Source organism: uncultured Maribacter sp. (assembly GCF_963975365.1).
GTDB lineage: Bacteria > Bacteroidota > Bacteroidia > Flavobacteriales > Flavobacteriaceae > Maribacter.
Map to the genome: position 1 here is coordinate 75,471 of NZ_CAXBGF010000012.1, position 23,275 is coordinate 98,745.

23 protein-coding genes are annotated in these 23,275 nt (G+C 34.6%); 12 read left to right on the forward strand and 11 right to left on the reverse strand.

Annotated elements, in window-relative coordinates:
- The first annotated feature begins 143 nt into the window (after positions 1-143).
- From AACZ49_RS13595 to AACZ49_RS13615, 5 genes are all read left to right on the forward strand, one after another.
- On the forward strand, positions 144-2,453 hold the full coding sequence (locus AACZ49_RS13595) for a DNA topoisomerase 3 (RefSeq protein ID WP_339655887.1): 2,310 nt from the start codon (positions 144-146) through the stop codon (positions 2,451-2,453).
- Between the two features lie 93 nt (positions 2,454-2,546).
- Positions 2,547-2,762 carry a hypothetical protein gene (locus AACZ49_RS13600; protein WP_339655890.1) on the forward strand — a complete coding sequence of 72 codons (216 nt, stop codon included), beginning with the start codon at positions 2,547-2,549 and terminating at the stop codon, positions 2,760-2,762.
- Positions 2,763-2,939: 177 nt separating this feature from the next.
- The gene (locus tag AACZ49_RS13605) at positions 2,940-3,320 is read left to right on the forward strand and encodes a VOC family protein (protein WP_339655893.1); all 381 of its coding nucleotides are present in this window, start codon (positions 2,940-2,942) and stop codon (positions 3,318-3,320) included.
- 51 nt (positions 3,321-3,371) lie between these two features.
- Complete coding sequence (locus tag AACZ49_RS13610) at positions 3,372-3,863, forward strand: DUF6265 family protein (RefSeq protein WP_339655896.1); 492 nt, start codon at positions 3,372-3,374, stop codon at positions 3,861-3,863.
- A 1-nt stretch (position 3,864) separates the two neighbouring features.
- Positions 3,865-4,218: a hypothetical protein gene (locus tag AACZ49_RS13615; protein WP_339655899.1), complete on the forward strand. Its 354-nt coding sequence runs from the start codon at positions 3,865-3,867 to the stop codon at positions 4,216-4,218.
- A gap of 59 nt (positions 4,219-4,277) precedes the next feature.
- Here the strand turns inward: AACZ49_RS13615 and AACZ49_RS13620 are convergent, their stop codons facing one another.
- Positions 4,278-4,742 (reverse strand): CBS domain-containing protein, encoded by a 465-nt coding sequence (locus AACZ49_RS13620; protein ID WP_339655901.1) that lies wholly within the window; start codon positions 4,740-4,742, stop codon positions 4,278-4,280.
- A gap of 120 nt (positions 4,743-4,862) precedes the next feature.
- On the opposite strand from AACZ49_RS13620, the gene AACZ49_RS13625 reads away from it, so the two are divergent.
- The 4 genes from AACZ49_RS13625 to AACZ49_RS13640 all read left to right on the forward strand — a co-directional run bounded on the left by AACZ49_RS13625 (position 4,863) and on the right by AACZ49_RS13640 (position 9,285).
- A complete protein-coding gene (locus AACZ49_RS13625; protein ID WP_339656007.1) occupies positions 4,863-7,148 on the forward strand; it encodes a M28 family peptidase in 2,286 nt (761 codons plus the stop codon).
- A complete protein-coding gene (locus AACZ49_RS13630; protein WP_339655904.1) occupies positions 7,141-7,950 on the forward strand; it encodes an NAD-dependent epimerase/dehydratase family protein in 810 nt (269 codons plus the stop codon). Before AACZ49_RS13625 ends, AACZ49_RS13630 begins: the two co-directional genes overlap by 8 nt.
- Positions 7,951-8,074: 124 nt before the next feature.
- Positions 8,075-8,401, forward strand: a complete 327-nt coding sequence (locus AACZ49_RS13635) for a hypothetical protein (protein WP_339655906.1) — start codon at positions 8,075-8,077, stop codon at positions 8,399-8,401.
- Between the two features lie 179 nt (positions 8,402-8,580).
- The gene (locus AACZ49_RS13640) at positions 8,581-9,285 is read left to right on the forward strand and encodes a hypothetical protein (protein WP_339655908.1); all 705 of its coding nucleotides are present in this window, start codon (positions 8,581-8,583) and stop codon (positions 9,283-9,285) included.
- A gap of 48 nt (positions 9,286-9,333) precedes the next feature.
- On the opposite strand, the gene AACZ49_RS13645 is transcribed toward AACZ49_RS13640, so the two are convergent.
- Positions 9,334-9,825 (reverse strand): nuclear transport factor 2 family protein, encoded by a 492-nt coding sequence (locus AACZ49_RS13645; RefSeq protein WP_339655911.1) that lies wholly within the window; start codon positions 9,823-9,825, stop codon positions 9,334-9,336.
- Complete coding sequence (locus tag AACZ49_RS13650; protein WP_339655913.1) at positions 9,812-10,312, reverse strand: hypothetical protein; 501 nt, start codon at positions 10,310-10,312, stop codon at positions 9,812-9,814. The genes AACZ49_RS13645 and AACZ49_RS13650 overlap by 14 nt, the downstream gene beginning before the upstream one ends.
- 63 nt (positions 10,313-10,375) lie before the next feature.
- On the opposite strand from AACZ49_RS13650, the gene AACZ49_RS13655 reads away from it, so the two are divergent.
- Positions 10,376-11,323: an NAD-dependent epimerase/dehydratase family protein gene (locus AACZ49_RS13655; RefSeq protein ID WP_339655915.1), complete on the forward strand. Its 948-nt coding sequence runs from the start codon at positions 10,376-10,378 to the stop codon at positions 11,321-11,323.
- Positions 11,324-11,340: 17 nt separating this feature from the next.
- Here AACZ49_RS13655 and rimK read toward each other — a convergent pair whose 3' ends face one another.
- The 6 genes from rimK to AACZ49_RS13685 all read right to left on the reverse strand — a co-directional run bounded on the left by rimK (position 11,341) and on the right by AACZ49_RS13685 (position 18,152).
- Positions 11,341-12,711, reverse strand: a complete 1,371-nt coding sequence (gene rimK, locus AACZ49_RS13660) for a 30S ribosomal protein S6--L-glutamate ligase (protein ID WP_339655918.1) — start codon at positions 12,709-12,711, stop codon at positions 11,341-11,343.
- A 37-nt stretch (positions 12,712-12,748) separates the two neighbouring features.
- Positions 12,749-14,275 (reverse strand): bifunctional GNAT family N-acetyltransferase/carbon-nitrogen hydrolase family protein, encoded by a 1,527-nt coding sequence (locus AACZ49_RS13665; protein WP_339655921.1) that lies wholly within the window; start codon positions 14,273-14,275, stop codon positions 12,749-12,751.
- Positions 14,276-14,417: 142 nt separating this feature from the next.
- Complete coding sequence (locus tag AACZ49_RS13670) at positions 14,418-14,741, reverse strand: hypothetical protein (RefSeq protein ID WP_339655924.1); 324 nt, start codon at positions 14,739-14,741, stop codon at positions 14,418-14,420.
- A 2-nt stretch (positions 14,742-14,743) separates the two neighbouring features.
- Positions 14,744-15,721: a deoxyhypusine synthase family protein gene (locus AACZ49_RS13675; protein ID WP_339655927.1), complete on the reverse strand. Its 978-nt coding sequence runs from the start codon at positions 15,719-15,721 to the stop codon at positions 14,744-14,746.
- Positions 15,708-16,646, reverse strand: coding sequence for an agmatinase (gene speB, locus AACZ49_RS13680; RefSeq protein ID WP_339655930.1), 939 nt, complete (start codon positions 16,644-16,646; stop codon positions 15,708-15,710). The genes AACZ49_RS13675 and speB overlap by 14 nt, the downstream gene beginning before the upstream one ends.
- 93 nt (positions 16,647-16,739) lie before the next feature.
- A complete protein-coding gene (locus AACZ49_RS13685) occupies positions 16,740-18,152 on the reverse strand; it encodes an arginine decarboxylase (RefSeq protein ID WP_339655933.1) in 1,413 nt (470 codons plus the stop codon).
- 466 nt (positions 18,153-18,618) lie between these two features.
- On the opposite strand from AACZ49_RS13685, the gene AACZ49_RS13690 reads away from it, so the two are divergent.
- Both AACZ49_RS13690 and AACZ49_RS13695 read left to right on the forward strand, forming a co-directional pair.
- Positions 18,619-19,365 carry a hypothetical protein gene (locus AACZ49_RS13690; RefSeq protein ID WP_339655936.1) on the forward strand — a complete coding sequence of 249 codons (747 nt, stop codon included), beginning with the start codon at positions 18,619-18,621 and terminating at the stop codon, positions 19,363-19,365.
- Positions 19,366-19,806: 441 nt separating this feature from the next.
- Positions 19,807-20,271: an Hsp20/alpha crystallin family protein gene (locus tag AACZ49_RS13695; protein ID WP_339655939.1), complete on the forward strand. Its 465-nt coding sequence runs from the start codon at positions 19,807-19,809 to the stop codon at positions 20,269-20,271.
- A gap of 238 nt (positions 20,272-20,509) precedes the next feature.
- Here AACZ49_RS13695 and AACZ49_RS13700 read toward each other — a convergent pair whose 3' ends face one another.
- On the reverse strand, positions 20,510-21,820 hold the full coding sequence (locus tag AACZ49_RS13700; RefSeq protein ID WP_339655942.1) for an erythromycin esterase family protein: 1,311 nt from the start codon (positions 21,818-21,820) through the stop codon (positions 20,510-20,512).
- A 50-nt stretch (positions 21,821-21,870) separates the two neighbouring features.
- Positions 21,871-22,767, reverse strand: coding sequence for a non-homologous end-joining DNA ligase (gene ligD, locus AACZ49_RS13705; protein ID WP_339655944.1), 897 nt, complete (start codon positions 22,765-22,767; stop codon positions 21,871-21,873).
- Between the last annotated feature and the right edge of the window lie 508 nt (positions 22,768-23,275).

A 23,275-nucleotide genomic window follows, 5' to 3' on the forward strand; every position in this document is an offset into this window, starting at 1 on the left:
ATGATTTTGTTGATATTTGTTATTATCCCGATTGTTGAATTAATTATTGATTAAACCAAAGTTGAAATAAGGGGTTAAAAAGATAACAAACATCAATAAAGTCTATAACCTTACTTAGAATTTTTAAATTTTCAATATCTAATATGAAAGTCTGTATTGCCGAAAAACCATCTGTAGCTAGAGAAATTGCTTCCGTTCTGGGGTCTACCACCAAACGTGATGGGTATTATGAAGGCAATGGTTATGCTGTAACGTATACTTTTGGGCATCTTTGTACGCTAAAGGAGCCAAACGATTATAAACCGCATTGGAAAAGTTGGGATCTTAACAATTTACCAATGCTACCAGAACATTTTGAAACCAAAGTATCTAAAGATTCTGGTATTCGAAAACAGTTTAAAATTATAAAACAATTATTCGATAAAGCTGATGTTGTTATCAATTGTGGTGATGCTGGGCAAGAAGGGGAATTAATACAACGCTGGGTTTTAAATCAAGCGAATTACAAAGGTAAGGTTGAAAGGCTTTGGATCTCTTCGCTTACAACCGAAGCCATAACAGAAGGTTTCAAAAACCTAAAACCATCTACAGATTACGATAATTTATATTACGCAGGTTTTTCTCGTGCTATTGGAGATTGGTTATTGGGCATGAATGCAACACGTTTGTACACTTTAAAACATGGTGGTTACAAACAAGTATTATCCGTTGGTCGTGTGCAAACACCAACATTAGCTATGTTGGTAAATCGGTTTAAGGAGATAGAAAACTTTAAACCCCAACCTTATTGGGAACTGCAAACCCTCTATCGCGATACTTTATTTAGCTACGAAGAAGGGCGTTTTCTTAAAGTTGAAGATGGAGAGAAGCTGGCTAAAATTGTAAAAGAGCACGATTTCGAAATAGTTTCTATTGCAAAAAAGGCAGGTAATGAATATGCACCAAAGCTTTTTGATTTAACAGGTTTACAAGTCTATTGTAATACGAAATTTGGATTTTCTGCAGATGAAACCTTAAAGATTGTCCAAAAGCTATACGAACAAAAAGTAGTTACATATCCTAGGGTTGACACCACCTTTTTGCCAAACGATATATACCCAAAAGCACCTGGAATCCTAAAGAATATAACCAATTATGCGGCTTTAACAGCACCTTTACAGGGCAATAAGTTAAAGAAAACTAAAAAGGTTTTCGATGATGGTAAAGTAACAGATCACCACGCAATAATACCAACTGGGCAGCAAATGAATTTGCCATACAATCAGCAACAGGTTTACGATATTATTGTACGACGTTTTATTGCTGTGTTTTATCCAGATTGTAAAGTATCTAATACGACGGTTATTGGAAAAGCTGAAAAAGTAAAGTTTAAAACTACAGGAAAAGAAATCTTAGAAAAAGGTTGGCGTGTTGTTTTTGAAACTCCAAATTCTTCGACTAAGGAATCTGGAATATTACCTGCATTTAAAAAAGGTGAAAGAGGGACACATGAACCGTTATTTTTAGAGAAGCAAACCAAACCTCCAAAGCAATTTACCGAGGCTTCACTACTGCGTGCTATGGAAACTGCAGGGAAACAGGTCGACGACGATGAGCTTCGTGAAATCATGAAAGAAAATGGTATTGGCCGCCCTTCTACACGTGCTAATATTATTGAAACTTTATACCGTAGAAAATATATAAAACGAAATAAAAAGCAAGTAATACCAACAGATACTGGCATTCAATTAATCGATACCATTCAAAATGAATTATTAAAATCTGCCGAGCTAACTGGTAAATGGGAAAAACAATTAAAAGACATTGAAAAAGGAACATTTAGTGCTGGAAGTTTTATTAAGCAAATGAAACAAATGGTAGATCGTTTGGTTTACGAAGTTAGAAGCGAAACTAAAAAAGCTAATATTTCGGCAGTACATAATAAACCTACTGGCACAAAGAAAATAGCAGCAAAAAAAACAAGTGGAATAGGATTAGAAAAATGCCCTAAATGTAATAATGGATCAATTCTTATAGGAAAAAATGCTTTTGGTTGTTCTGAATTTAAAAAGAACTGCGATTTTATTATTCCATTCATTTTTGAAGGTAAAAACATTTCAGAAAAACAATACATAAGAATGTTGCAGAAAGGATCGACCGTTAATTTAAAGGGGTTTAAAGTTGATAATACCACTATTGAAGGACTTATTAGACTTGATAAAAATTTTAAACTAAAATTGGAACCTAAAAAACAAGTAAACATTAAAAGTGTTCCAGTTTCCGCAAAGTCTAACGAAGAAAATAGTTGTCCAAAATGTAATAAAGGAACCATTATTAAGGGAAAAACAGCTTATGGTTGTACCCAATATAAAACGGGTTGCGATTTTAGGTTTAGTTACGAATCTGTTCGAGAAAAAGCAAAAGGACAACAACTAACCAAAGATTTGGTTTTTAAAATATTTAGAGGAAAATAAATATTTTGTTGTTCCTGTAAAAGTATAACTTGAAATGAGTGAATATGTAATAAGAAAAGTTGGTTTAAGAGGTAATGGAAATGGTTTGTACCTGTGTTCCTATTTATTTTTTCATTTACATTTTTATTTTCATCTGGTTTCCGTAGTCTAATGGGCGATTATGGAAAAACTTACGCTGATTCTAGTCTTTATGCAATTCCGATGGAGCATGTAAAAAACAATAGTAGAGTTAGAGAAGCATTGGGTGAAATTGAACCGATAAGAAAGATAGCTATTTTAAATGGGGCGGGACATTATTCAGTTAATTAGTTTATCACTTATTAATTAACTACTTGAGTATGTACCTCAATAGTTTTATTCAGCGGCACCGAAGGTTTACATATTAGTCCTTTGGACGTTCTTTAAATAATTAAAAACTGCTAAGCTTAGCATAAAGTAATTTCCTTATTTAGAATATTCTATTACCATTATAAATTTCAAAAAATAATGAATAAGATACACCATACTGCAATAATCTGCTCTAACTATACCATTTCCAAGCAATTCTATACAGATGTATTAGGCTTGGAAGTAATAAGAGAAGTATACCGGGAAGAACGTAAATCATATAAGCTAGATTTAGCCTTAAATGGTGAGTATATCATTGAATTGTTTTCCTTTCCCAATCCTCCAAAACGACCATCGAGACCAGAATCGTGCGGACTCCGGCATTTGGCATTTGAGGTAGATGATTTAGATAGAATCATAGCACATTGTACATCCTATGATGTAATTTCCGAACCCATACGAGTTGATGAATTCACTCAAAAGCGATTTACATTTATTGCCGATCCAGATGACTTACCTATTGAGTTTTACGAAAAGTAGGCAAAGCCGTTTGTTACCGTTTAATTTGTATATTGGCACAAACACTTGAATATGAAATTGATACTGTTATTATTCATTAGCGCTACCTGCTTATTATCCGCGCAAAATACATTGTCTTTTGAAGAAGGAATGACAAGTCCAGAATCCAATCTTAAAAATATAGAATGGCTTACCGGTCACTGGAAAGGAGAAGCCTTTGGTGGTATTGCTGAAGAAATATGGAGTCCGCCATTGGGAGGCGCTATGATGTTTTCATTTCGTCTGTTAGCTAATGGTTCCATTAGTTTTTATGAATTCGGACATATACTTGAAACAGACGGCACATTACTTCTTCAACTAAAGCACTTTAATGCTGATTTAAGTGGTTGGGAAGAAAAAGAAGAAACAATTGATTTTAAATTGCTAAAGGTAGAAGAAGACCGCTTTTATTTCGATGACTTCACCATAGAACGAATATCGGATAAGGAAATAAACATGTATGTAGAGGTAGGAGAAGAAGATGGCACCTCTAACGAGGTGAAATTTAATTACCACAGACAGTAATATGGAAAAGAAAAAATGTTTGGAATGTGGAAAGGAAGTAATGGGTCGAGTAGACAAAAAGTTCTGTAACGACTACTGCCGTAATGCCTACAACAACAAAGTTAATCCAGATAGTAAAAACCTAATTCGAAATATTAACAATCGACTTCGAAAAAATTACAAGGTTTTAGATAGTTACAAACTCACCGATGGTAAAACCAAAACTACGCGCACCCGTTTGCTGGATAAAGGTTTTGATTTTGATTATGTCACTAATCTATACACAACAAAAAAAGGAACTACCTATTACTTTTTATATGACCTTGGGTACCTTCCATTGGACAATGATTTTTTTATGATTGTAAAACGAGAGTAATTAGTAAAAAAAAGGCACTCATAGGAGTGCCATTAGCTATTAAAAATATAAAAATAAAACTACTTCCAGTTATGACCACTTAACTTAAGTGCTGCGATAACAATATCTTTTCTACTAATTTGACCTACTAGTATACCGCTTTTCATAACAGGTAATCTTCTTCTATTGTGTTGTGCAAAAATACCCGCAGCATCAAAAATTGAAGTATCATGAGGTATCGTCTCTACAGATTTAGTCATGAAATTTTCAACACTTTTATCTAATATTGGTTGGTTAAAATAGCGGCTTTCAGAAATTTGCTTCATACAATCTGCTTCCGAAATAATACCGACCAAAAACCCATTATTATCTAAAACGGGCCCACCTGAAATATGATGTTTGGCAAATTTTTCCATTACGGTCAAAATAGACTCATCTGGCGAAAAAGTGATTAACTTAGTCGTCATGTAATCGGCTACCAGAATTGGGGCCTCAAATTCTTTTTTAAATATCTTTCGAACGCCTTGAAAGCTTTTGATTCCCATAACAGTGTATTTAGAGGTTGATTACTAAAGATACTAAAAAATATCACTTTTACTAATAAAAGTCGATGTATGCAACTTATTTTTTAATAATTTATGACTTTATAAAAGAATATCATAATGATGAAAAAAACACCAACCATTCTAACTTTACTCGTAGTTATTCTTGCCGTCTATTGGAGCTTTCGTGCGCTCTTGCCCCAATACAAAGCAGATAATGCGGTTGTAGAAACTGAATTCTCTACAGATAGAGCCCTAATACATATAAAAGAAATTTCAAAAGAACCACATGCTGTTGGTTTTCCTGCACACGCTAAAGTACGTTCCTATATCGTCGCAGAGCTTCAAAAATTAGGCCTCGAAACATCTATACAAGAAGGCTACACTGCTGGCGATTGGGGTAACCTTAGCAAAGCAGTAAATATTCTTGCACGTATTCAAGGAAAAGAAGCTGGTAAGACTTTATTATTATTAAGTCATTATGACAGCAATCCGCATTCATCACTCGGTGCAAGCGATGCAGGCAGCGGAGTTGCCACTATATTAGAAGGCATAAGAGCTTTTCTGAAAACAAATCCAAATCCTAAAAACGATATTATCATCCTTATTTCCGATGCAGAAGAATTGGGTTTAAATGGTGCAGACCTGTTTGTCGACGAACATGAATGGTTAAAAGATGTTGGCCTAGTCTTAAACTTTGAAGCACGCGGTAGTGGTGGCCCAAGTTACATGCTTATGGAAACTAACCGTGGCAATAGCCGATTAATTTCAGAATTTATTACCGCGAATCCTGAATTTCCAGTAGCAAATTCATTGGCCTATAGCATCTACAAGATGTTGCCCAATGATACCGATTTAACCGTATTTAGAGAAGATGCCGATATAGAGGGGTTTAATTTTGCTTTCATCGATGATCACTTCGATTATCATACTGCAAATGACAATTATGAACGATTAGATAGAAATACATTAGCACACCAAGGAAGCTATCTTATGCCTTTATTAAATCATTTTAGTAGTATTGATTTAGGGGATTTGAAAAGCTTGAATGACAATGTCTATTTTAATGTACCGTTTTTTAAAATGGTCTCCTACCCTTTTACATGGATTGTACCCATGCTAATTCTTGCAGTTCTATTATTTATTATTCTTTTACTAGTAGGTTTTAAAAAGAAGGTATTAAACGGTAAGGATGTATTAAAGGGCTTTATACCCGTATTTTTCGCTCTGGGTATTAACGGTATCGTTGGTTTTTATAGTTGGTCGATTCTTAAATGGCTTTATCCGAGCTATAAAGATATTTTGCATGGGTTCACCTATAATGGTCATGCCTATATAATTGCATTCACACTTTTCTCCATAGCCACATGCTTCTACGCATACCATAGGTTTAAAGTAGTGAAAACAGCCAATTTATTAGTGGCACCTCTTTTTTTGTGGCTTATAATTTGTGGTCTATTAGCCGTATATCTTAAAGGTGCGGCATTTTTTGTTGTGCCGCTATTTAGTTTTATAGTTGCTCTTTATGTGCATATCAACCAAAAGAACCCGAATCCATTTTTATTGGTGTTTTTGGGAATACCGGCCCTATTTATTCTATCGCCATTCGTTAAAATGTTCCCTGTTGGTCTAGGTTTAAAAATGATGGTTGCCACAACCCTACTTACTACTTTAATTTTCTTTTTATTATTACCACTTATTACAAAATATCGTCAAAAAGCGGCATTAGCTTTTCTTAGTTTTTTACTCTTTGTAGGTTTTATGGCATCTGCTCATATGCAATCTAATTTTACAAAAGAAAGCCCAAAACCTACCAGCTTACTTTATGTCTTAAATGTTGATGAAAAAAAAGGTATGTGGGCAACGTATGAAAATGTACTATCTGATTGGACAAAACAATATATTACTGATGAAAATTATGTAGATAGTACATTGACAAAGAATACGATTAGCAGTAAATATGGCTCAAATTTCACGTATACCAATAAGGCCCCATTAAAGGAAGTACCAACGCCAAACATCGATATACAATTAGATACGGTTATAGGTACGGTTAGACAACTAAGAGTTTGTGTTACCCCAAATAGACCTATTAATCGTCTAGAAGTATTTACTAATAAAGTTGATATTTTAAAGGCTGATATAAATGGTATAGAACTATCTGAATATTATTTAAAAAATAGAGGAAATGGAAAACTAATAACGCATTACATTAGTGATATTGTTTATACAGAACTAAATCTAGAAATTTCTTCAGAAGCAAAATTAGAATTAACAGTATATGAAGCGTCGAATGATTTATTGAGTAATACTTTGTTTACCATACCTCAGAGGAAAGCCAATGAAATGCCAATGCCTTTTATACTTAACGATGCTATTTTAACCATTCAAAAAGTAAAATTTGAATAAAAATATAGGAATTATAGGGTGTGGTTGGTTAGGACTACCATTAGCGGAAGAGTTACATAAAATAGGACATAGTATTAGTGGAACGACCACTTCAGAAGAAAAAATGGCATTATTGAAATCCAAAGGGATTCAGCCTTTTAAAATTTCAATTTCTGAAGATGGTATCAATGGCCCAATTTTAGAATTCCTAAGTACGTTATCAATACTTATCATTAATATTCCTCCTGGATTAAGAGGCAAGGGACCAAAGGAAAGTTATATCGAAAAAATAAAGTTGTTGTATGATGCCATTATAAAAACAGAAATAAAACAGGTAATTTTCGCAAGTAGCACGGCTGTTTATGGAGAAGCTGATGGCACAGTTACAGAAAAAACTAAGCCTGCACCAAACACAGCGTCTGGAGTTCAGTTATTGGAGTGTGAAAATCTATTGCTAAATGATGAACATTTAGAAACTACCATTATTCGGTTTGGAGGATTAATTGGTCCTGAAAGGCATCCTATTACCATGCTATCCGGCCGGGAAAATCTTAAAGGTGGCAATGCACCCATCAACCTTATTCATTTAGATGATTGTATAGGTATAATAAAGTCCATTATTCATCATAATCATTGGAATACGATTCTCAATGCTGTATATCCACAGCACCCAACAAAAAAAGAATATTATACTAAGGAAGCATTAAAAAGAGGGATCGCTCCACCACACTATGAATCTGAAAACTTCAAAACATATAAATCAATTTCAACCCATAGTCCTTTTCTTATTAACAATTATGATTTTCTTACATCTATAAATTAGCCCTATACCTTACTTAATTCATTTTCACAACATATTGAGTATAAACTAGTAGTTATATTATTATTTTTCAATTATTTATCGATAAATGATATGGCTTTATATAACAATTTAAATCCAAAATGTTATGAAGAAAGCAAAATTATGGGAGAGGGTTATAGTTGAATTAGAGAAGCTGATCTACCTAAGTTGTAAGAATCCGAACGGTTCTATAAAGTACGAACAATTACATGTTGCATTATTAAAAAAATACTATAATGCTATTCATGTAACCATAGATTATCACCGCCATAGAATAAAGATGGAAGTTATACAAGATGATAGTTTATATGACCACAAAACGATAATTGCTTATTTAACAAGTATTTACACCAATTTACTTTTTAATAATTTATGTGAATTTTTAAATTCTTGTATTGAAAAAGACAATAAAAGCATTGGCTTTTACACATAACTAATAAGCTCTTTAAGAGAGACCAATAATACCATTGAATTGGTTTAAACTTTTAAAAAACATTGATTTTAGAAGGCGCCAAATGAGCGCCTTTTCCTTTTTTAACATTTAAGGCTTTCCTTAACAAGATCTTACAGAATATTTTAATAGTTTAGCGCACCTTAAATAGATTTAAAAAGATGAAAAAGACAGTTTTAATAGTAATGATTGCCCTATTGTTTTCTGGCAGTTTTGGATATACACAAACGAAAACAGAATTAGAAACACATTATCAGGCATTTTATGACCAAATGCGTCTACAAGGCGATGTAGATGGAGTTATAAATGCACTTACCCATTTGAACGTACTGTCTCCTTCTAAAGAAAGAATGGATACCCTTGCCTATATTTATGCAAATGACAATCAGCATTTACAGGCGTTAAATACTATCGGTATAGAAAAAATTGATACCGATTCTGACCTTGCTGTTCAAGTTAAGGCGATTTCTTTAAAAGCCTTAAATCAACCAAAAAGAGCTTTAGAACAATTTGAAATTTTAAACCTTAGAGAGCCAAATGCATATCTTGCTTATGAATTAGCAGATTTAAAAGTACAATTAGGTGACAATGCAGGTGCCATGAAAAATGTCGAATATGGTATTGCAAATGCAACTGATGAAATGAAATATGCCTTTTATGAGCGCCAACAGCCTTATGAAGTTCCTTTAAAAGCAGCATTTATACATATTAAAGGACTTATTGAGTACAATATGGACAAAGCCAATATTGATCAAGCCATTGCTACGATTGATCAGGCATTACAAATAGATCCAAATTTTAATTTGGCAAGTTTAAGCAAGCAAGCTTTGACATCTAGAAAAAATACTCCTGAGGAGAATAAATAATATCAAGTTATAGAAATAAAAAAAGCGAATCCAATGGATTCGCTTTTTTTATTTTATTTTTAGTCGTTTCAGTAAAACACTATCTTTTTCACTTTTGAGTTTTACCAACTCATCTACATTTTCATTAGGCACTGCTATAGAAAGTACATAATGAACTATTTTCCATTTTCCGTTTACTTTTTTCAAAACACCAGAACCTCTACAAATTTTCATTTGCGTATCTAAAAGTTCATCGAACCAAGCAAAATTTGCTTCATTGTTTACATATATATTTCGCTCGACTGCTTTAAAATTCCAAGCCCTACCCATATCAAAATGGGGCTTAGCATAATTCATAAATTCATCTCGTTGCCAATTTTCAGTTGCATCGGTTCCTATAAATACAGCATCTTCGGTCATTAAGCCAAAATAAGCATCAAAATCAGCCGATCCAGCAGCAACATGCCAATCGTCTAAAGCTTTAGTAATTAGAATTTTTTCATCACTCTGCCCAAAAAGCACAGTACTCATTAATAAAACAAGTAGACTAATTTTCTTCATTCGCACGTAATTCATCTGGCAGCGTATTATTTACCACTACATTAAACTGATTTCTAAGGTCATTAAAAGCGGTTATCATTTCTACCAAAGATTCCCTTGGGTTTTGACGATACTCTAAATCACCTTTAACTTTTAAAATATACGTTTTAAAAACCTTTTGTCTCCCTTTAATTTGAGGTATATCAAAAGCAGTAGGATAAATACCTACTTCCATTTTCTTCTGATTCTCGACTAACTCATCAACAATTAAAACGAAATCTTCTCTATTTTCAGTTGAATAAATCTTATCAAAACTCCCTTCCAAGGTCATGAATTCTTTCCAATCATTAAGTATGGTCTGAGCTTTTGAATCTACACGTACTGTATTAGGAAGACCATCAGTAACAACCTCCCATTGAGATTCCTGAACATTTTCTGTTTCCGAAACAGCTTCTTTACATGAAGAAGCTAGAAGTATAATAATTAAATAAAAGATAATTTTGGGCATAAGCGAATGTACAAATTTTAAGAAAAGGTATCTTTATATGATATTCATTTAACGCTATTTTAAATGCCAAAATACATATTGATAATTGGAGCTTGTGGTCAAATAGGAACGGAACTAACTTTAGCCCTCAGGGAAAAATACGGTAACGACCAAGTTATCGCAAGTGACATAAGAGAAGGTAACGACGAATTAATGCAGTCTGGGCCCTTTGAAATATTAGATGCCACTAACTATGATAATCTAGAAGAAGTTATTGCCTACTATGATATAAGTGAAATTTATTTAATGGCTGCCATGTTAAGTGCAACTGCAGAAAAATTTCCTATGAGAGCATGGAACCTTAACATGAATACCTTGTTTAACGTACTTAATTTGGCGAAAGAGAAAAAAGTAGACAAGATTTTCTGGCCGTCGAGTATAGCCGTTTTTGGACCAAATACCCCTAAAGAAGACACCCCTCAAAATACTATAATGGAACCGAGTACAGTGTATGGTATCAGTAAGCAATCTGGCGAACGTTGGTGCGAATATTATTTCAATAAATTCAATGTCGATGTACGCAGTATTCGCTACCCTGGACTTATTAGCTGGAAAACCATGCCTGGCGGCGGAACAACCGATTATGCTGTAGAAATATACCATAAGGCCTTATCTAAAGGCTCTTACACTTGTTTTCTTAAGGAAGACACTAAATTGCCAATGATGTTCATGGACGATGCCATACGTGCCACCTTACAGATTATGGAAGCTCCTGAAAATGAAATTAAAGAGCGTTCTTCTTATAATTTGGCTGCTATGAGTTTTACCCCTAAAGAAATGGCTGAAAATATCAAAGCAGTTATTCCTGAGTTTAAAATTGATTATGAACCTGATTTTAGACAGGCCATTGCTGATTCATGGCCAAGCAGTATAGATGATTCCAATGCACAAAAAGATTGGAAATGGAAGGCCGAATTCGACCTTCAAAAAACTACAGAAACAATGTTAGAAAATTTGAAAAACAGGGTTTAGCCTGTTTTTCAAATTTTTTAGTTACTATACTTCAAACGTTTTTCAATAGCCATGATCATGGCATTGGCGATATCTTTACCAGTAGCATTTTCAATACCTTCTAGTCCGGGTGAGGAATTGACTTCTAACAACAACGGACCTTTATTAGAACGAATAATATCGACCCCGGCAACTGCCAAGTTCAATACTTTTGCAGCTTTAAGGGCAAGCTTTTTCTCTTCTGGTGTTATTTTAATAATAGAGGCTTTACCTCCTTGATGAATATTGGCTCTAAATTCCCCTTTTTGAGCTTGTCGTTGCATACTAGCGACAACCTTACCGTTCACTACAAAACAACGAATATCCTGGCCATTAGCTTCTTTAATGAACTCTTGCACCAAAATATTGGTATTTACACTCTTAAAAGCATTAATTACACTCTCGGCCGCCTTATTGGTTTCTGCTAGAACCACTCCTTTACCTTGAGTACTCTCTAAAAGTTTTATGATCAATGGGGCACCATTAACCATTTTTATCAAATCTTTGGTATCCATAGGTGATTTTGCAAAACCGGTAATAGGAATATGAATATCGTTATTGGAGAATAACTGAGATGCAAAAAGTTTATCTCTTGATTGCGAAATAGCTTCAGCCGAATTTTGGCAGTAAACTCCCAAATTTTTAAATTGACGAATTAATGCACACCCATAAAAAGTCACCGCTGGCTTAATACGTGGTATAACAGCATCAAAATCCTTAAGAATAGTACCTCCACGATATCGTATTTCAGGAGAATGTGCATCAAGCTTCATATAGGCCTGTTCCACATTTAGAAATACAATTTCATGGCCCCTTGCCTCGGCAGCTTCTATTAATCTTTTATTGCTGTACAATAACGGATTACTCGCCAAAAGCGCAATCTTTAATCCAGATTTTTCTTTAAAGTAAGGTGCGTACATTTTATTGACTTCGGTATCATCAAAATCCTGTAATTGAAAATTAACCGCAGGATTCACAATAAAACGCTCATTAAGTGCTTCTCTACCCAATAACATTCTAAACTCCATGGTATCCCTATTGGCCAATGTAAGTTCAATATCAAAAGTCGAATTCCCAATCGTAACGGGTGTTTTTATAACCAACCGTACTTCAGATATACCTGATGAACTTTTAACCATACGACGATCAACCAATTTTGCTTGGCATTCTATGGCAATACTTCGATTTTCCTGCAACGGACTAACTTCAAATTTCACCCATTCGTTAGCCCCTTTATTGACTATTTTAATATTGGCAGCCTGCAAAGAAGATGTTTTTGCACCAGAATCTACCCGTGCTTTAATGGCTGGTATACCTAGCTCATTAAACACACACCACTCTTCACTACCTATAATCTGTAAATTATCCAAATTGTTGTTTTTTGACTCCTTTAAATATGGAGTTTTCTTATTTCTTTTTTAACTCAAATAAATCTGTTCTTCTATCCTTAAGGTTGCGTACCGCACCAAATTGATTAAGCTCTCGCAATAGGTCAATATCCACATCTGCTATTAAAATCATTTCTGTATTTGGGGTAGCTTCCGCTTTAATACCATTGGTTGGAAAAGAGAAATCACACGGTGTAAATACCATAGATTGAGCGAACTGTATGTCCATATTCTGAACATTTGGCAAGTTACCTACACTACCTGCAATCGCTACATAGCATTCATTCTCAATCGCGCGTGCTTGTGCGCAATGGCGCACACGTGAATATCCGTTTTGGGTATCGGTCAGGAACGGAATAAATAAAATATCCATTCCTTCATCTGCCAATAACCTACTTAGTTCCGGAAATTCAGAATCATAACAAATCAAAACTCCTATTTTACCACAATCAGTATCGAAAGTCTTGAACTGCGTACCTCCTTGCATTCCCCAAACCTTTGCTTCGTCTGGTGTAACGTGCAGCTTTTCATAACGTTCCATACTACCATCGCGTCTACATAAATAACCTACATTAAAAAGGCGGCCATCTATTATTTCAGGCATACTACCTGAAATAATGTTGATATTATAGGATATAGAGAATTCAGAAAATTTCTGAACTATGGCTTTGGTGTGTTTAGCGAGCTCTCGAATAGCATTCGATGTAGACATATCATTGTCCTTTGCCATTAAGGGAGCATTAAAAAATTCTGGAAACAAAGCAAAATCCGACCTGTAACCAGAAACAGAATCTATAAAAAATTCCGCTTGCTGTAAAAGTTCCTCCAAGTCTTTGTAAGGGCGCATTTGCCATTGAATCAATCCTAAACGAACAATTGATTTTTTGGTAGCTGCCTTTTTATTCGGTTTTTGATAATAGATATTATCCCATTCCATAAGAATTGCAAAGTCTTGAGAAGCCTTATCACCATCTAAATACCCTTTCATAACCTTGGCAGGATGAAAGTCATTACTAATTTGAAAATTCAGTACTGGATCATGAATTTCTTTACGTCGAACCTTATCAATATATTCTTTTGGTGAAAGTTCTGAAGCATGTGAATGGTAGTTAGGCATACGGCCACCAAATACAATACTTTTTAGGTTCAACTTCTCACATAGTTCTTTTCTATAATCATACAAACGTCGACCTAAACGTAAACCCCTAAAACTTGGTTTTATAAAAACTTCTATACCATAAAGTACATCACCATTGTCATCATGGGTATCGAAAGTATATTTACCCGTAATTTGTTCATAAGTATGACTATCATCGTACGCATCATAGTCAACAATTATAGACAAGGCTACACCAGCAATTTGTCCGTTTATTTTTATGACTACCTGACCTTCTGGAAATTTATCGATTAAAGATTTAATATGTTCCTCTTTCCAGTATGACCCAGGCATATTGGCATAAGCAGAAATCATTGCTGCTTTAAGCTCTTGATAATCATCAAGGTCTAAGAATTTTAATTCGATATTCTCAATTTCATCAATCTTCATATTGGCGTTGTAAATACAACCGTGTTAAGTTTAAAATGTATATATAGAATATAATCCTTTTCCGATTTACAAATAGCAAACCGGAAAAGGAATTTTTTTGAATTTATTTAAATAGTTTTGTAACTCTAACTTAGCAATAAAGCTAGTCTTCGTCTTGGCCATCGACCATATCTTCTGGGTCTGGCTCTACTACTGCTTCAGGATCGTCATCATCGAAATCTTCGTAATCATCTTCGTCATAATTCTCCATAGTATACTCAAGCTTAGCACTTATTTTCACTAAATACTTGGTATCTTCAGTTAACACTTCAACAGCTTCAATACGCTCTCCTTGTCCATTTCTGAAAGAGATAATATTACGATCATCGTATCCGTCAGGATATTTTTCTACCAAAAGTTTAAGAACTTCTGGGGTCAATTTTTTAAAGTCAACAATGACTCTATTTAAATGTGCGTTCTTGTCCATAATTACATATCTAAAAGGTAAGCAAAAATCAAAGGTGCAACTATCGTCGCATCACTCTCTATTATATATTTTGGAGTATTAATATCTAATTTACCCCAAGTAATCTTTTCATTTGGCACTGCACCGGAATATGAACCATAACTGGTTGTACTATCACTAATTTGACAGAAATAACTCCAGAAAGGCGTATCGGTACGTTCCATATCTTGATATAACATTGGCACTACACAAATTGGGAAATCGCCTGCAATACCACCACCAATTTGAAAGAATCCAATTCCATTTTTAGAATTATCGGTATACCAATCTGCCAAGAAGGTCATGTACTCAATACCTGATTTCATTGTACTAGCCTTCAACTCCCCTTTCATCACATAAGATGCAAAAATGTTACCCATAGTACTATCTTCCCAACCTGGGCAAATGATAGGTAGGTTTTTCTCTGCAGCAGCATACATCCAAGAATCTTTAAGGTCAATTTCGTAGTATTCTTCTAACACCCCCGAAAGTAACATTTTGTACATGAATTCATGAGGCAAAAAGCGCTCACCCTTGTCATCTGCATCTTTCCAAATCTTAAAAATATGCTCTTGCAATCTTCTAAACGCCTCTTCTTCTGGAATACAGGTGTCGGTAACTCGATTTAACCCTTTCTCCAACAAATCCCATTCATCTTGCGGTGTTAAATCTCTATAATTTGGCACGCGTTTATAATGAGAATGTGCTACCAAATTCATAATATCTTCTTCAAGATTAGCACCTGTACAAGATATTATCTGAACTTTATCTTGACGAATAACCTCTGCGAAAATTTTACCTAACTCCGCTGTTGACATTGCACCTGCCAATGAAACTAGCATTTTAGCTCCGTTATTCAGTTGCTGTTCATAGCCTTTGGCAGCATCTACCAAGGCAGCGGCATTGAAATGTAAATAGTATTTTTCTATAAAATTAGTAATCGCACCTTTAGTCTTCGTCATCTTCAAATCTTGAATTTGTATTAGCTTTATAATCTATATCGAATGTATTATCATACTCTTGATCGATATCTTGACCAGCAAATTTATAACTAAGCATTTTGTAATATAATTTAGCTGCTAAGAAATCTGATGATTTATCATTTTTATTTGGGCAAAGTTCAACGATATCAAAACCAACCACATTCTTATCTTCGAAAACTTGCTTTAAAAACTCTAAAGTCTCGTACCAAAATAAGCCACCTGGTTCTGGAGTACCGGTTGAAGGCATAATAGAAGGGTCAAAAGCATCTAGATCTAATGTTATAAAAACATTATCGGTCATTGTTTCAATCACCTTATCCATCCAATATTCATCATTAACCATGTCATGAGCGAAGAATGTTTTATCTTCATCCATTAACGTTTTCTCGATAGCATCCATAGAGCGAATACCGACTTGCACCAAATTGGTGGTCTGGTTGGCTTCATATACAGCACAAGCATGATTATACTTTGTACCTTCATATGATTCTCTCAAATCTGCATGTGCATCAATCTGCAATACGGTAAGATTATCAAAACACTCATTAAAGGCACGAATAGAACCTATGGACATAGAATGTTCACCTCCAAACAACGTCACGAACTTATTACGCTTAATAAAGTCTTTCGTAATAGTATGCACTTCATTGACCATGGCTTCTGGCGAACTATTTTCAGTTATAGGGTCAGTTAAATGAATTCCTTGTTTGTAAACTTCAGAATCGGTTTCAATATCATACAATTCCATGTTTTCAGAGGCTTCTAAAAAAGCTTCTGGACCTTTGTCCGCTCCTTTACCCCAAGTACTGGTTCCATCATAAGGAACAGGTATCAAGATAATTTTGGATTTTTCTAGTTGTGCGAATTCATCGGCAATACCGGCATAATTCTTAGATGTACTCATGATATTTCAGCTATTGTTAAGTGGTTTTTTAGAAAATTTTTCAATTTTATATGCGTAATTCTTTATTTAACGGTCTTTTGAATTTACTTATTTTTATTCATTGGAACTCTCAACATCATAACCCAATATACCTAAAAGGTCTTCTGCTTTTTGCTGCCCTCTAAAGAGCTTATACGTGAAATTACCATTTTCATCCTTATCTATCAAAATATGTTTTGGCTGAGGAATAAGGCAATGTTGTAAACCACCATAACCTCCTATTGATTCTTGGTAAGCACCAGTATTAAAAAAGCCTATGTATAGAGGTTTATCCTTTCTATATTTTGGCAAATAAATAGCATTCATGTTCTGTTCACTATTATAATAATCATCACTATCGCAAGTAAGACCACCTAAAAGTACACGTTCATATTCATCATTCCAACGATTAATTGGCAACATAATAAATCTTTTATTAATTGCCCAAGTGTCTGGTAATGTAGTTATAAAAGAAGAATCGATCATGTTCCACTTTTCACGGTCGTTCTGTTGCTTCTGATACAAGATCTCATAAATGGCACCACCACTTTCACCTACGGTAAAACTACCGAATTCGGTAAAAATATGTGGAACAGGTACATCTGCATCAGAACAGGCAATACTAATTTGGTTTAATATTTCATCAATCATATATTGATAGTCATAATCAAACTGTAAAGAATTCTTTATAGGGAAACCTCCACCAATATTCAAACTATCCAATGAAGGACACATCTTCTTTAACCGAACATACACCTTAAGGCATTTTACCAATTCGTTCCAATAGTAAGCATTATCACGAATACCCGTGTTTATAAAAAAGTGAAGCATTTTAAGCTCTACCTTATCATTATCTTTTATTTGGTTTTCATAGAATGGTACAATGTTTTTATAGCCGATACCCAATCGAGAAGTATAGAATTCAAATTTAGGCTCTTCTTCAGAGGCAATTCGAATACCCACTTTAAAGGTGTCATCAATTACATCGGTCAATAAATCTATTTCTTCGTAATTATCAATAATTGGAATGCAATTTTGATGACCTTTATTTATTAATCTAGCAATGTTCTCAATGTATTTGTCACGCTTAAATCCGTTACAGATTACATACGTTTTATCGGTTAATTTACCATCTTCTTTAAGTTTTTCAATAATATTGATATCAAAGGCAGATGAAGTTTCCATATGAATATCGTTTTTTAAAGCCTCGTGCATTACATGCTGAAAATGAGAGCTTTTTGTACAATAACAATAGTGGTATTTACCCTTGTAATCATTCTTTTCTATGGCATTTGCAAACCAGTTTTTGGCTCTTAAAATATTCTCAGATATTTTAGGCAAATAGGTGAATTTTAATGGGCTTCCATATTGCTCCACTAAATCATGTAATGGTATACCATGAAATTGTAAGTGTTCACCATCTAAATTAAACTCTTCTTGAGGAAAATAATAAGTTTGATCAATAAGATCAATGTATTTGGTATTCATGAAATTGAATTATAATGAATTTTGACTCTTTATAAATATAACCACTAGCCTGCGGTTTGAACGTTAAGAAAACGTAATCTTCAACTAGAAAATCAAATTAGAATTTGTTTTTGTGTGGTAGGAATGAAAAAATAATCATGCTGACTTTGCATGATTGTTGAAAAAGGATGGGAAGCGAGCTCTACAACATGAAAACTAATGTTATAAGCAATCTGTTGAATTTGTTTCCAACTTCCCTCAAATCCGAACATGAAAAAATTACACATAATGTTCAGCTAAAAGCTTAAAATCCCTAACACCGATAATAGTGTATTAGGATAGAACAAATGAAATCAAAAAAAATCAAAAAACAAGCATTTTCATTTTTTTTACGATGAGCTACTTTGTTCTTGTATTATTTTTAAAACAAAATTTTTAAATACCATGTAACTATCTTATTTTTAGTACATTAAAAGAAAATAATACGATGAAAGAAAAGAGAAATAATACGGTATTGAATTACTCCATGCTAACTTTGTTATTTTTTACAGCAAATTTTATAGCAAATGGTCAGATATCTGAGGGGATTTATGTTGACACTTTAGAAAATAACAGCTCAAAAATAATACACCAGGTTAAAATACATAGTGATTATTTCATCTATACCGCTTACGAAAATGACCCCTCCAATTTCATAAAAACATTAGGTGGTTTTGCTAAAATAGAGAAGACTGATTCTAATACTCAATTAATAGTTTTACTAGAATTTAACTCAAATTACGAACAAGATTCTATTAGGCAGCTAAGCATATCGTTAAAAATGGTTGGAGAAAAACTACAATTGAGTTGGTTTGAAGAATTGACTTTAGAACCTATTGAAACTAAAACTCAAGATTTAGATGGCGAATGGCTCTTTGCAACAAGAGGTCCTGATGAAGATCAGGAAAGACGTGGGGAAGAAAGCTCAAGAAAAACATTGAAATTTCTAAAAGATGGTACGTTTCAATGGATAGCTTACGACACAGAATCTTTTCGTTTTTCTGGTACTGGTGGAGGTAGTTACAGCGCAATGGATGGTATTTATACTGAACATATAGAATTTTTCTCTAAAGACAATTCAAGGGTAGGTGCTCAACTAGATTTTAAATACAATCTACAAGGCGATGATTGGCACCATACAGGAAATAATAGTAAAGGAGAGCCTATGTACGAGATTTGGGCAAAACGTAATTAGCAAGTAAATTTAAAATAATCTTACCCAGCGCTTCAAGTGTAAATGATTTTCTTTATTTAAATGAAACCAGAAACACATCCCTTTAAAGCTGGTTTTACTTTTAAATTCATAATTAAAATCAGACATTATAGTTACAGGAATAAGAAAACTACCTATGGTATGTGTCAAAAAATAAACTTCATTTATATAGATGCTTGACAAAGCCGCCAAGCCTTTATAAAAACACAGAATTTCGGTCACAATAAATCCTATTAAGAAAATTAAATATATCAATGCACTTTAATGCAAAGACACACAAAACTGATTTTTCAAATTTGTACATCCTTGACTTGACTGTATTGTTACAAAAAAAATTAAACTGACCCGAATCATTTTATAGGTACAATACTGGCTATACCTTCAAATTATATTTGAATAATTTTTTAATCTAAAAAAAATATTATGTCACTAGTAAAATTTAGAAGAAGGCCCTTTAGAAACTTAATTACCCAAGATTTTTTCGATATTGATAATTTTTTTGACAACCGTAGATGGGGGCGAAATATGTTGCCCGATGCCTTTTGGAATGGCAAATCTGCAGAACCAGCCTTGAACATCAAGGAAACTGACGATAATTTCGAGATCGAACTTGCCGCCCCGGGTTTTGGTAAAAAAGATTTTAATGTAACAATCGATGATGGCTGCTTGAATATTTCGGCCGAAAAGTCTATGGAGAAAGAAGAAAAAGAAGACAACTACACCCGCAGGGAATTTAGCTACAACTCTTTCGAGCGTTCGTTACAATTGCCTGAAAATGTAAAAGAAGAAGAAATCAAAGCAAAATATAATGATGGCATCTTGAGCTTTAAATTGGCCAAAAAAGAAGAGGCCAAGAAAAGACCGCCCAAAGTAATTGAAATCGCATAAACACATTTTCCATTCAGCAATGCCCTCATACCAGCCCTGAACCCATCCATATAATCAGGTTTGGTTCGTGGCATTGCTTATTACAATTAAAGACTTTAACTTCTATATGCTCAAAAATCCTTTAAAATTTTCCATAAAAAATTGTCTAATAAAACTAGTGAGCGGGGTTTAATAAGAACATAGGTTGAAGTTAAAAAAATGCATTCCTTTACAGAAAACCTTACACAATATATTCGCCTTAAAAAGCCCATGGGTAGGTTTCAGGGAGCTGGGATTTATCTACATAAACGTCCATGGCATGCACCCCTTCTGAAGAATCAATATGGATAAAGGCATCATATCGCTCAGGCATGACCGAGGGCACATAATTCCCTATTCTTTCATATTTTGGGTGATACACCACCCCAATGGCACGGTGCCCTATTGAAGTTTTAAATAGGTCGTTCTCTTTTAGTTCATCCATGAAAACCAATTGATTACCCTTACCGGTTTTATGCAATAAATATTCCCAGGAACCTTCGACTGCTTCAGGAACGTGCATATTCCGCATAGGTGCACCCCATTCAGAGCCTGCTACCACGGTACCTTGGTATGATCCAAATCCAACTAATTTAGGATTATAGCCTGGAAGTTGCTCGCGTACCAATTGACCAACATTGATGGTATTGTCAAGTGCCATATCAGTAGCACGGGCATCGCCGACATGGGTATTGTGCTCCCAAATAATGGCCTTGGTATTGGGCCCGTGAAAGTGCAACAATCGCTCTAAAGTATCCATCATATGGTGGTCACGCAAGTTCCAGGAACTTTGATTTGCCGAAACCATAGAACGGTAATATTTTTCTGCATTTTTAGCGATATGGGCGTTTTGTTCCATATTTAGAGCGGCTTCGATATCAGTATTAAAAGTAGGTACACGTTTCTTTATATCGCTCAATAACCAAACAACTTCATTTTCACAGGTCTTGGGCAAAAAACGCTGCAAAGACCGTGCGTAGGCCATGCCCATTTCATCGCCAAAGGGTTCGAAACAGCCCATAGCCCTTTTGGCTGAAGGCAAGAGCGTTCTATCGTGTATTTGTAGATAATCGACAATAGCCTCAATGGATTCCCAAAGACTATAAACATCTAGACCATATATGCCTACCCTTTTGTGGGCGGACAAATCGGTATTATGCATGTACAGCCAATTTACCAAGGCTTCAATTTCCCAATTCGCCCACATCCAAGTTGGCCAGCGATTGAATTCCTTAAGCACCTTGACCGAGCTATTGTGGCTGTTTTGATAGTTCTTTACATAGCGGTTTACGCGATAGAAATCGGGCCAATCGCCTTCTACGGCAATAAAATTGAATCCGTGCTCTTGAATTAGTCGTTTACTTATAGCGGTACGCCATGTATAGTATTCATGGGTGCCGTGTGATGCCTCGCCCAAAAGCACAAGTTTCGAATGAGAGAGTGCCTCTATTAGGGGATCGAGATCCAAGGCATTCTCAAGTTTTTGACTCACTTCGCTAAGTTTTTTTATTCGCTGTTGTTCAATATTCATAACCTTTTATTTAGATGCTTTTTTAAGAAGATTTATAATTTTTATCAGTATTAATTTTTCCCCGACAAATTTTCCAGCTTAGACATGGCGCTGTCTAAGGAATATGGATTTTTGAAAAGGTCTTCCCATGGATTTGATTTATACTTTAGTCTATTTAAAATAGTGTTAATGGTAAAAGCTTGTGCGCTTTTTATGCCATTCTGCAACTCGTCCCAACCAATTGGCACGGCAACGGGCGCATTCTCAAAGGCCCTAGCCGAAAAGGGGCAGATGGCCGTTTGCGCATATGAATTTCGAAGGTAATCCACAAATAACCTCCCCTTTCGTTGTTGTTTTCGAATTTCAGCGGTAAATTCCTCTGGATATACCTTTGCTATATATTGTGCTATATTTTTCGAAAAAGCACGTACACTATCAAAATTATCTGACCGGTCAAGTGGCACCACCAAATGAATTCCTAATGATCCCGTCAACATTGGATAGGTAGTAAGGCCCAATTCGCTCTCCAACAACGTTCGAAGAATATGAGCACTTTCTGTCACATCTCGGAATGTAGCGTTTGAAGGGTCTAGGTCGAATATCAATTTATCTGGATAGTCCAATTTATCTATTCTGCTAAGCGTAATATGAAACGATATAGTACCTTGACCCACAAGGTAAATCAAGGTCTCTTTGCAATCGCAGATAACATGGTTTACCCATCCCCCTTGCTTCTTAACTTTTTCAGTGTGTATCCAGTCGGGGAAATAATTAGGCGTATTTTTTTGGAAAAATCCTTTTTTTACGATGCCATCGGGAAATCGCTGCAACGTCAGCGGTCTATCTTTTAGATAAGGCAACATATAAGTTGCAATTGCTTCATAATACGCTATGAGCTGACCTTTGGTAATCGCTGATTTAGGAAACAGTATCTTTTCGCTATGTGCTATTTTATCAGAAAAAATCATTCATGTTTGTTTTGTATTAATCGGTAAAATCTGAATAGAACCTTACAACAATATCGTTCCGCACTTTAGTTACCTATTTTGTATTAGCGGCCCTTTAGGGTAATTTATTTTACTAGTGCGAGTGTACTCTACCCTTCAGTTATACGATGCTATTTATTACTTGTACCCATTTACCCTTGGCATAAAGATTTAAGAAACGATCAAGAGTATGCTTCTTATTTCTTTATATTAATTAGGTTCCTCTTTTCGAGGTAATTTTAAGTTATTGATGCTCCTTTGCTTATAAGAGATTTTTAACCGCACGTTTTGCAGCATTTATTTGATGCACCCAAAGTAAATTACCGGTAGGATCTCTATAACCGTTATCCGCTTTCTCCTTTACCAAGGTTTTTGCAAGCAGTGTATCATTCTTTTATAGTCATCTCAATATTTTAAGACAACGCCCTCGTTTACGGCCTTGACAACCGTAATACCTTTTATCGCTTTTTCTGAGGCAACTTTTTTCAGA

Coding starts and splice junctions, on each gene's coding strand:
- AACZ49_RS13685 (WP_339655933.1), bottom strand. CDS start 18,152: ATGAATACCAAATACATTGATCTTATTGATCAAACTTATTATTTTCCT.
- AACZ49_RS13675 (WP_339655927.1), bottom strand. CDS start 15,721: ATGACGAAGACTAAAGGTGCGATTACTAATTTTATAGAAAAATACTAT.
- AACZ49_RS13635 (WP_339655906.1), top strand. CDS start 8,075: ATGAAGAAAGCAAAATTATGGGAGAGGGTTATAGTTGAATTAGAGAAG.
- AACZ49_RS13670 (WP_339655924.1), bottom strand. CDS start 14,741: ATGGACAAGAACGCACATTTAAATAGAGTCATTGTTGACTTTAAAAAA.
- AACZ49_RS13645 (WP_339655911.1), bottom strand. CDS start 9,825: ATGAAGAAAATTAGTCTACTTGTTTTATTAATGAGTACTGTGCTTTTT.
- AACZ49_RS13695 (WP_339655939.1), top strand. CDS start 19,807: ATGTCACTAGTAAAATTTAGAAGAAGGCCCTTTAGAAACTTAATTACC.
- AACZ49_RS13665 (WP_339655921.1), bottom strand. CDS start 14,275: ATGAAGATTGATGAAATTGAGAATATCGAATTAAAATTCTTAGACCTT.
- AACZ49_RS13595 (WP_339655887.1), top strand. CDS start 144: ATGAAAGTCTGTATTGCCGAAAAACCATCTGTAGCTAGAGAAATTGCT.
- speB (WP_339655930.1), bottom strand. CDS start 16,646: ATGAGTACATCTAAGAATTATGCCGGTATTGCCGATGAATTCGCACAA.
- AACZ49_RS13610 (WP_339655896.1), top strand. CDS start 3,372: ATGAAATTGATACTGTTATTATTCATTAGCGCTACCTGCTTATTATCC.
- AACZ49_RS13690 (WP_339655936.1), top strand. CDS start 18,619: ATGAAAGAAAAGAGAAATAATACGGTATTGAATTACTCCATGCTAACT.
- AACZ49_RS13700 (WP_339655942.1), bottom strand. CDS start 21,820: ATGAATATTGAACAACAGCGAATAAAAAAACTTAGCGAAGTGAGTCAA.
- AACZ49_RS13640 (WP_339655908.1), top strand. CDS start 8,581: ATGAAAAAGACAGTTTTAATAGTAATGATTGCCCTATTGTTTTCTGGC.
- AACZ49_RS13655 (WP_339655915.1), top strand. CDS start 10,376: ATGCCAAAATACATATTGATAATTGGAGCTTGTGGTCAAATAGGAACG.
- ligD (WP_339655944.1), bottom strand. CDS start 22,767: ATGATTTTTTCTGATAAAATAGCACATAGCGAAAAGATACTGTTTCCT.
- AACZ49_RS13615 (WP_339655899.1), top strand. CDS start 3,865: ATGGAAAAGAAAAAATGTTTGGAATGTGGAAAGGAAGTAATGGGTCGA.
- AACZ49_RS13620 (WP_339655901.1), bottom strand. CDS start 4,742: ATGGGAATCAAAAGCTTTCAAGGCGTTCGAAAGATATTTAAAAAAGAA.
- AACZ49_RS13625 (WP_339656007.1), top strand. CDS start 4,863: ATGAAAAAAACACCAACCATTCTAACTTTACTCGTAGTTATTCTTGCC.
- AACZ49_RS13605 (WP_339655893.1), top strand. CDS start 2,940: ATGAATAAGATACACCATACTGCAATAATCTGCTCTAACTATACCATT.
- AACZ49_RS13650 (WP_339655913.1), bottom strand. CDS start 10,312: ATGCCCAAAATTATCTTTTATTTAATTATTATACTTCTAGCTTCTTCA.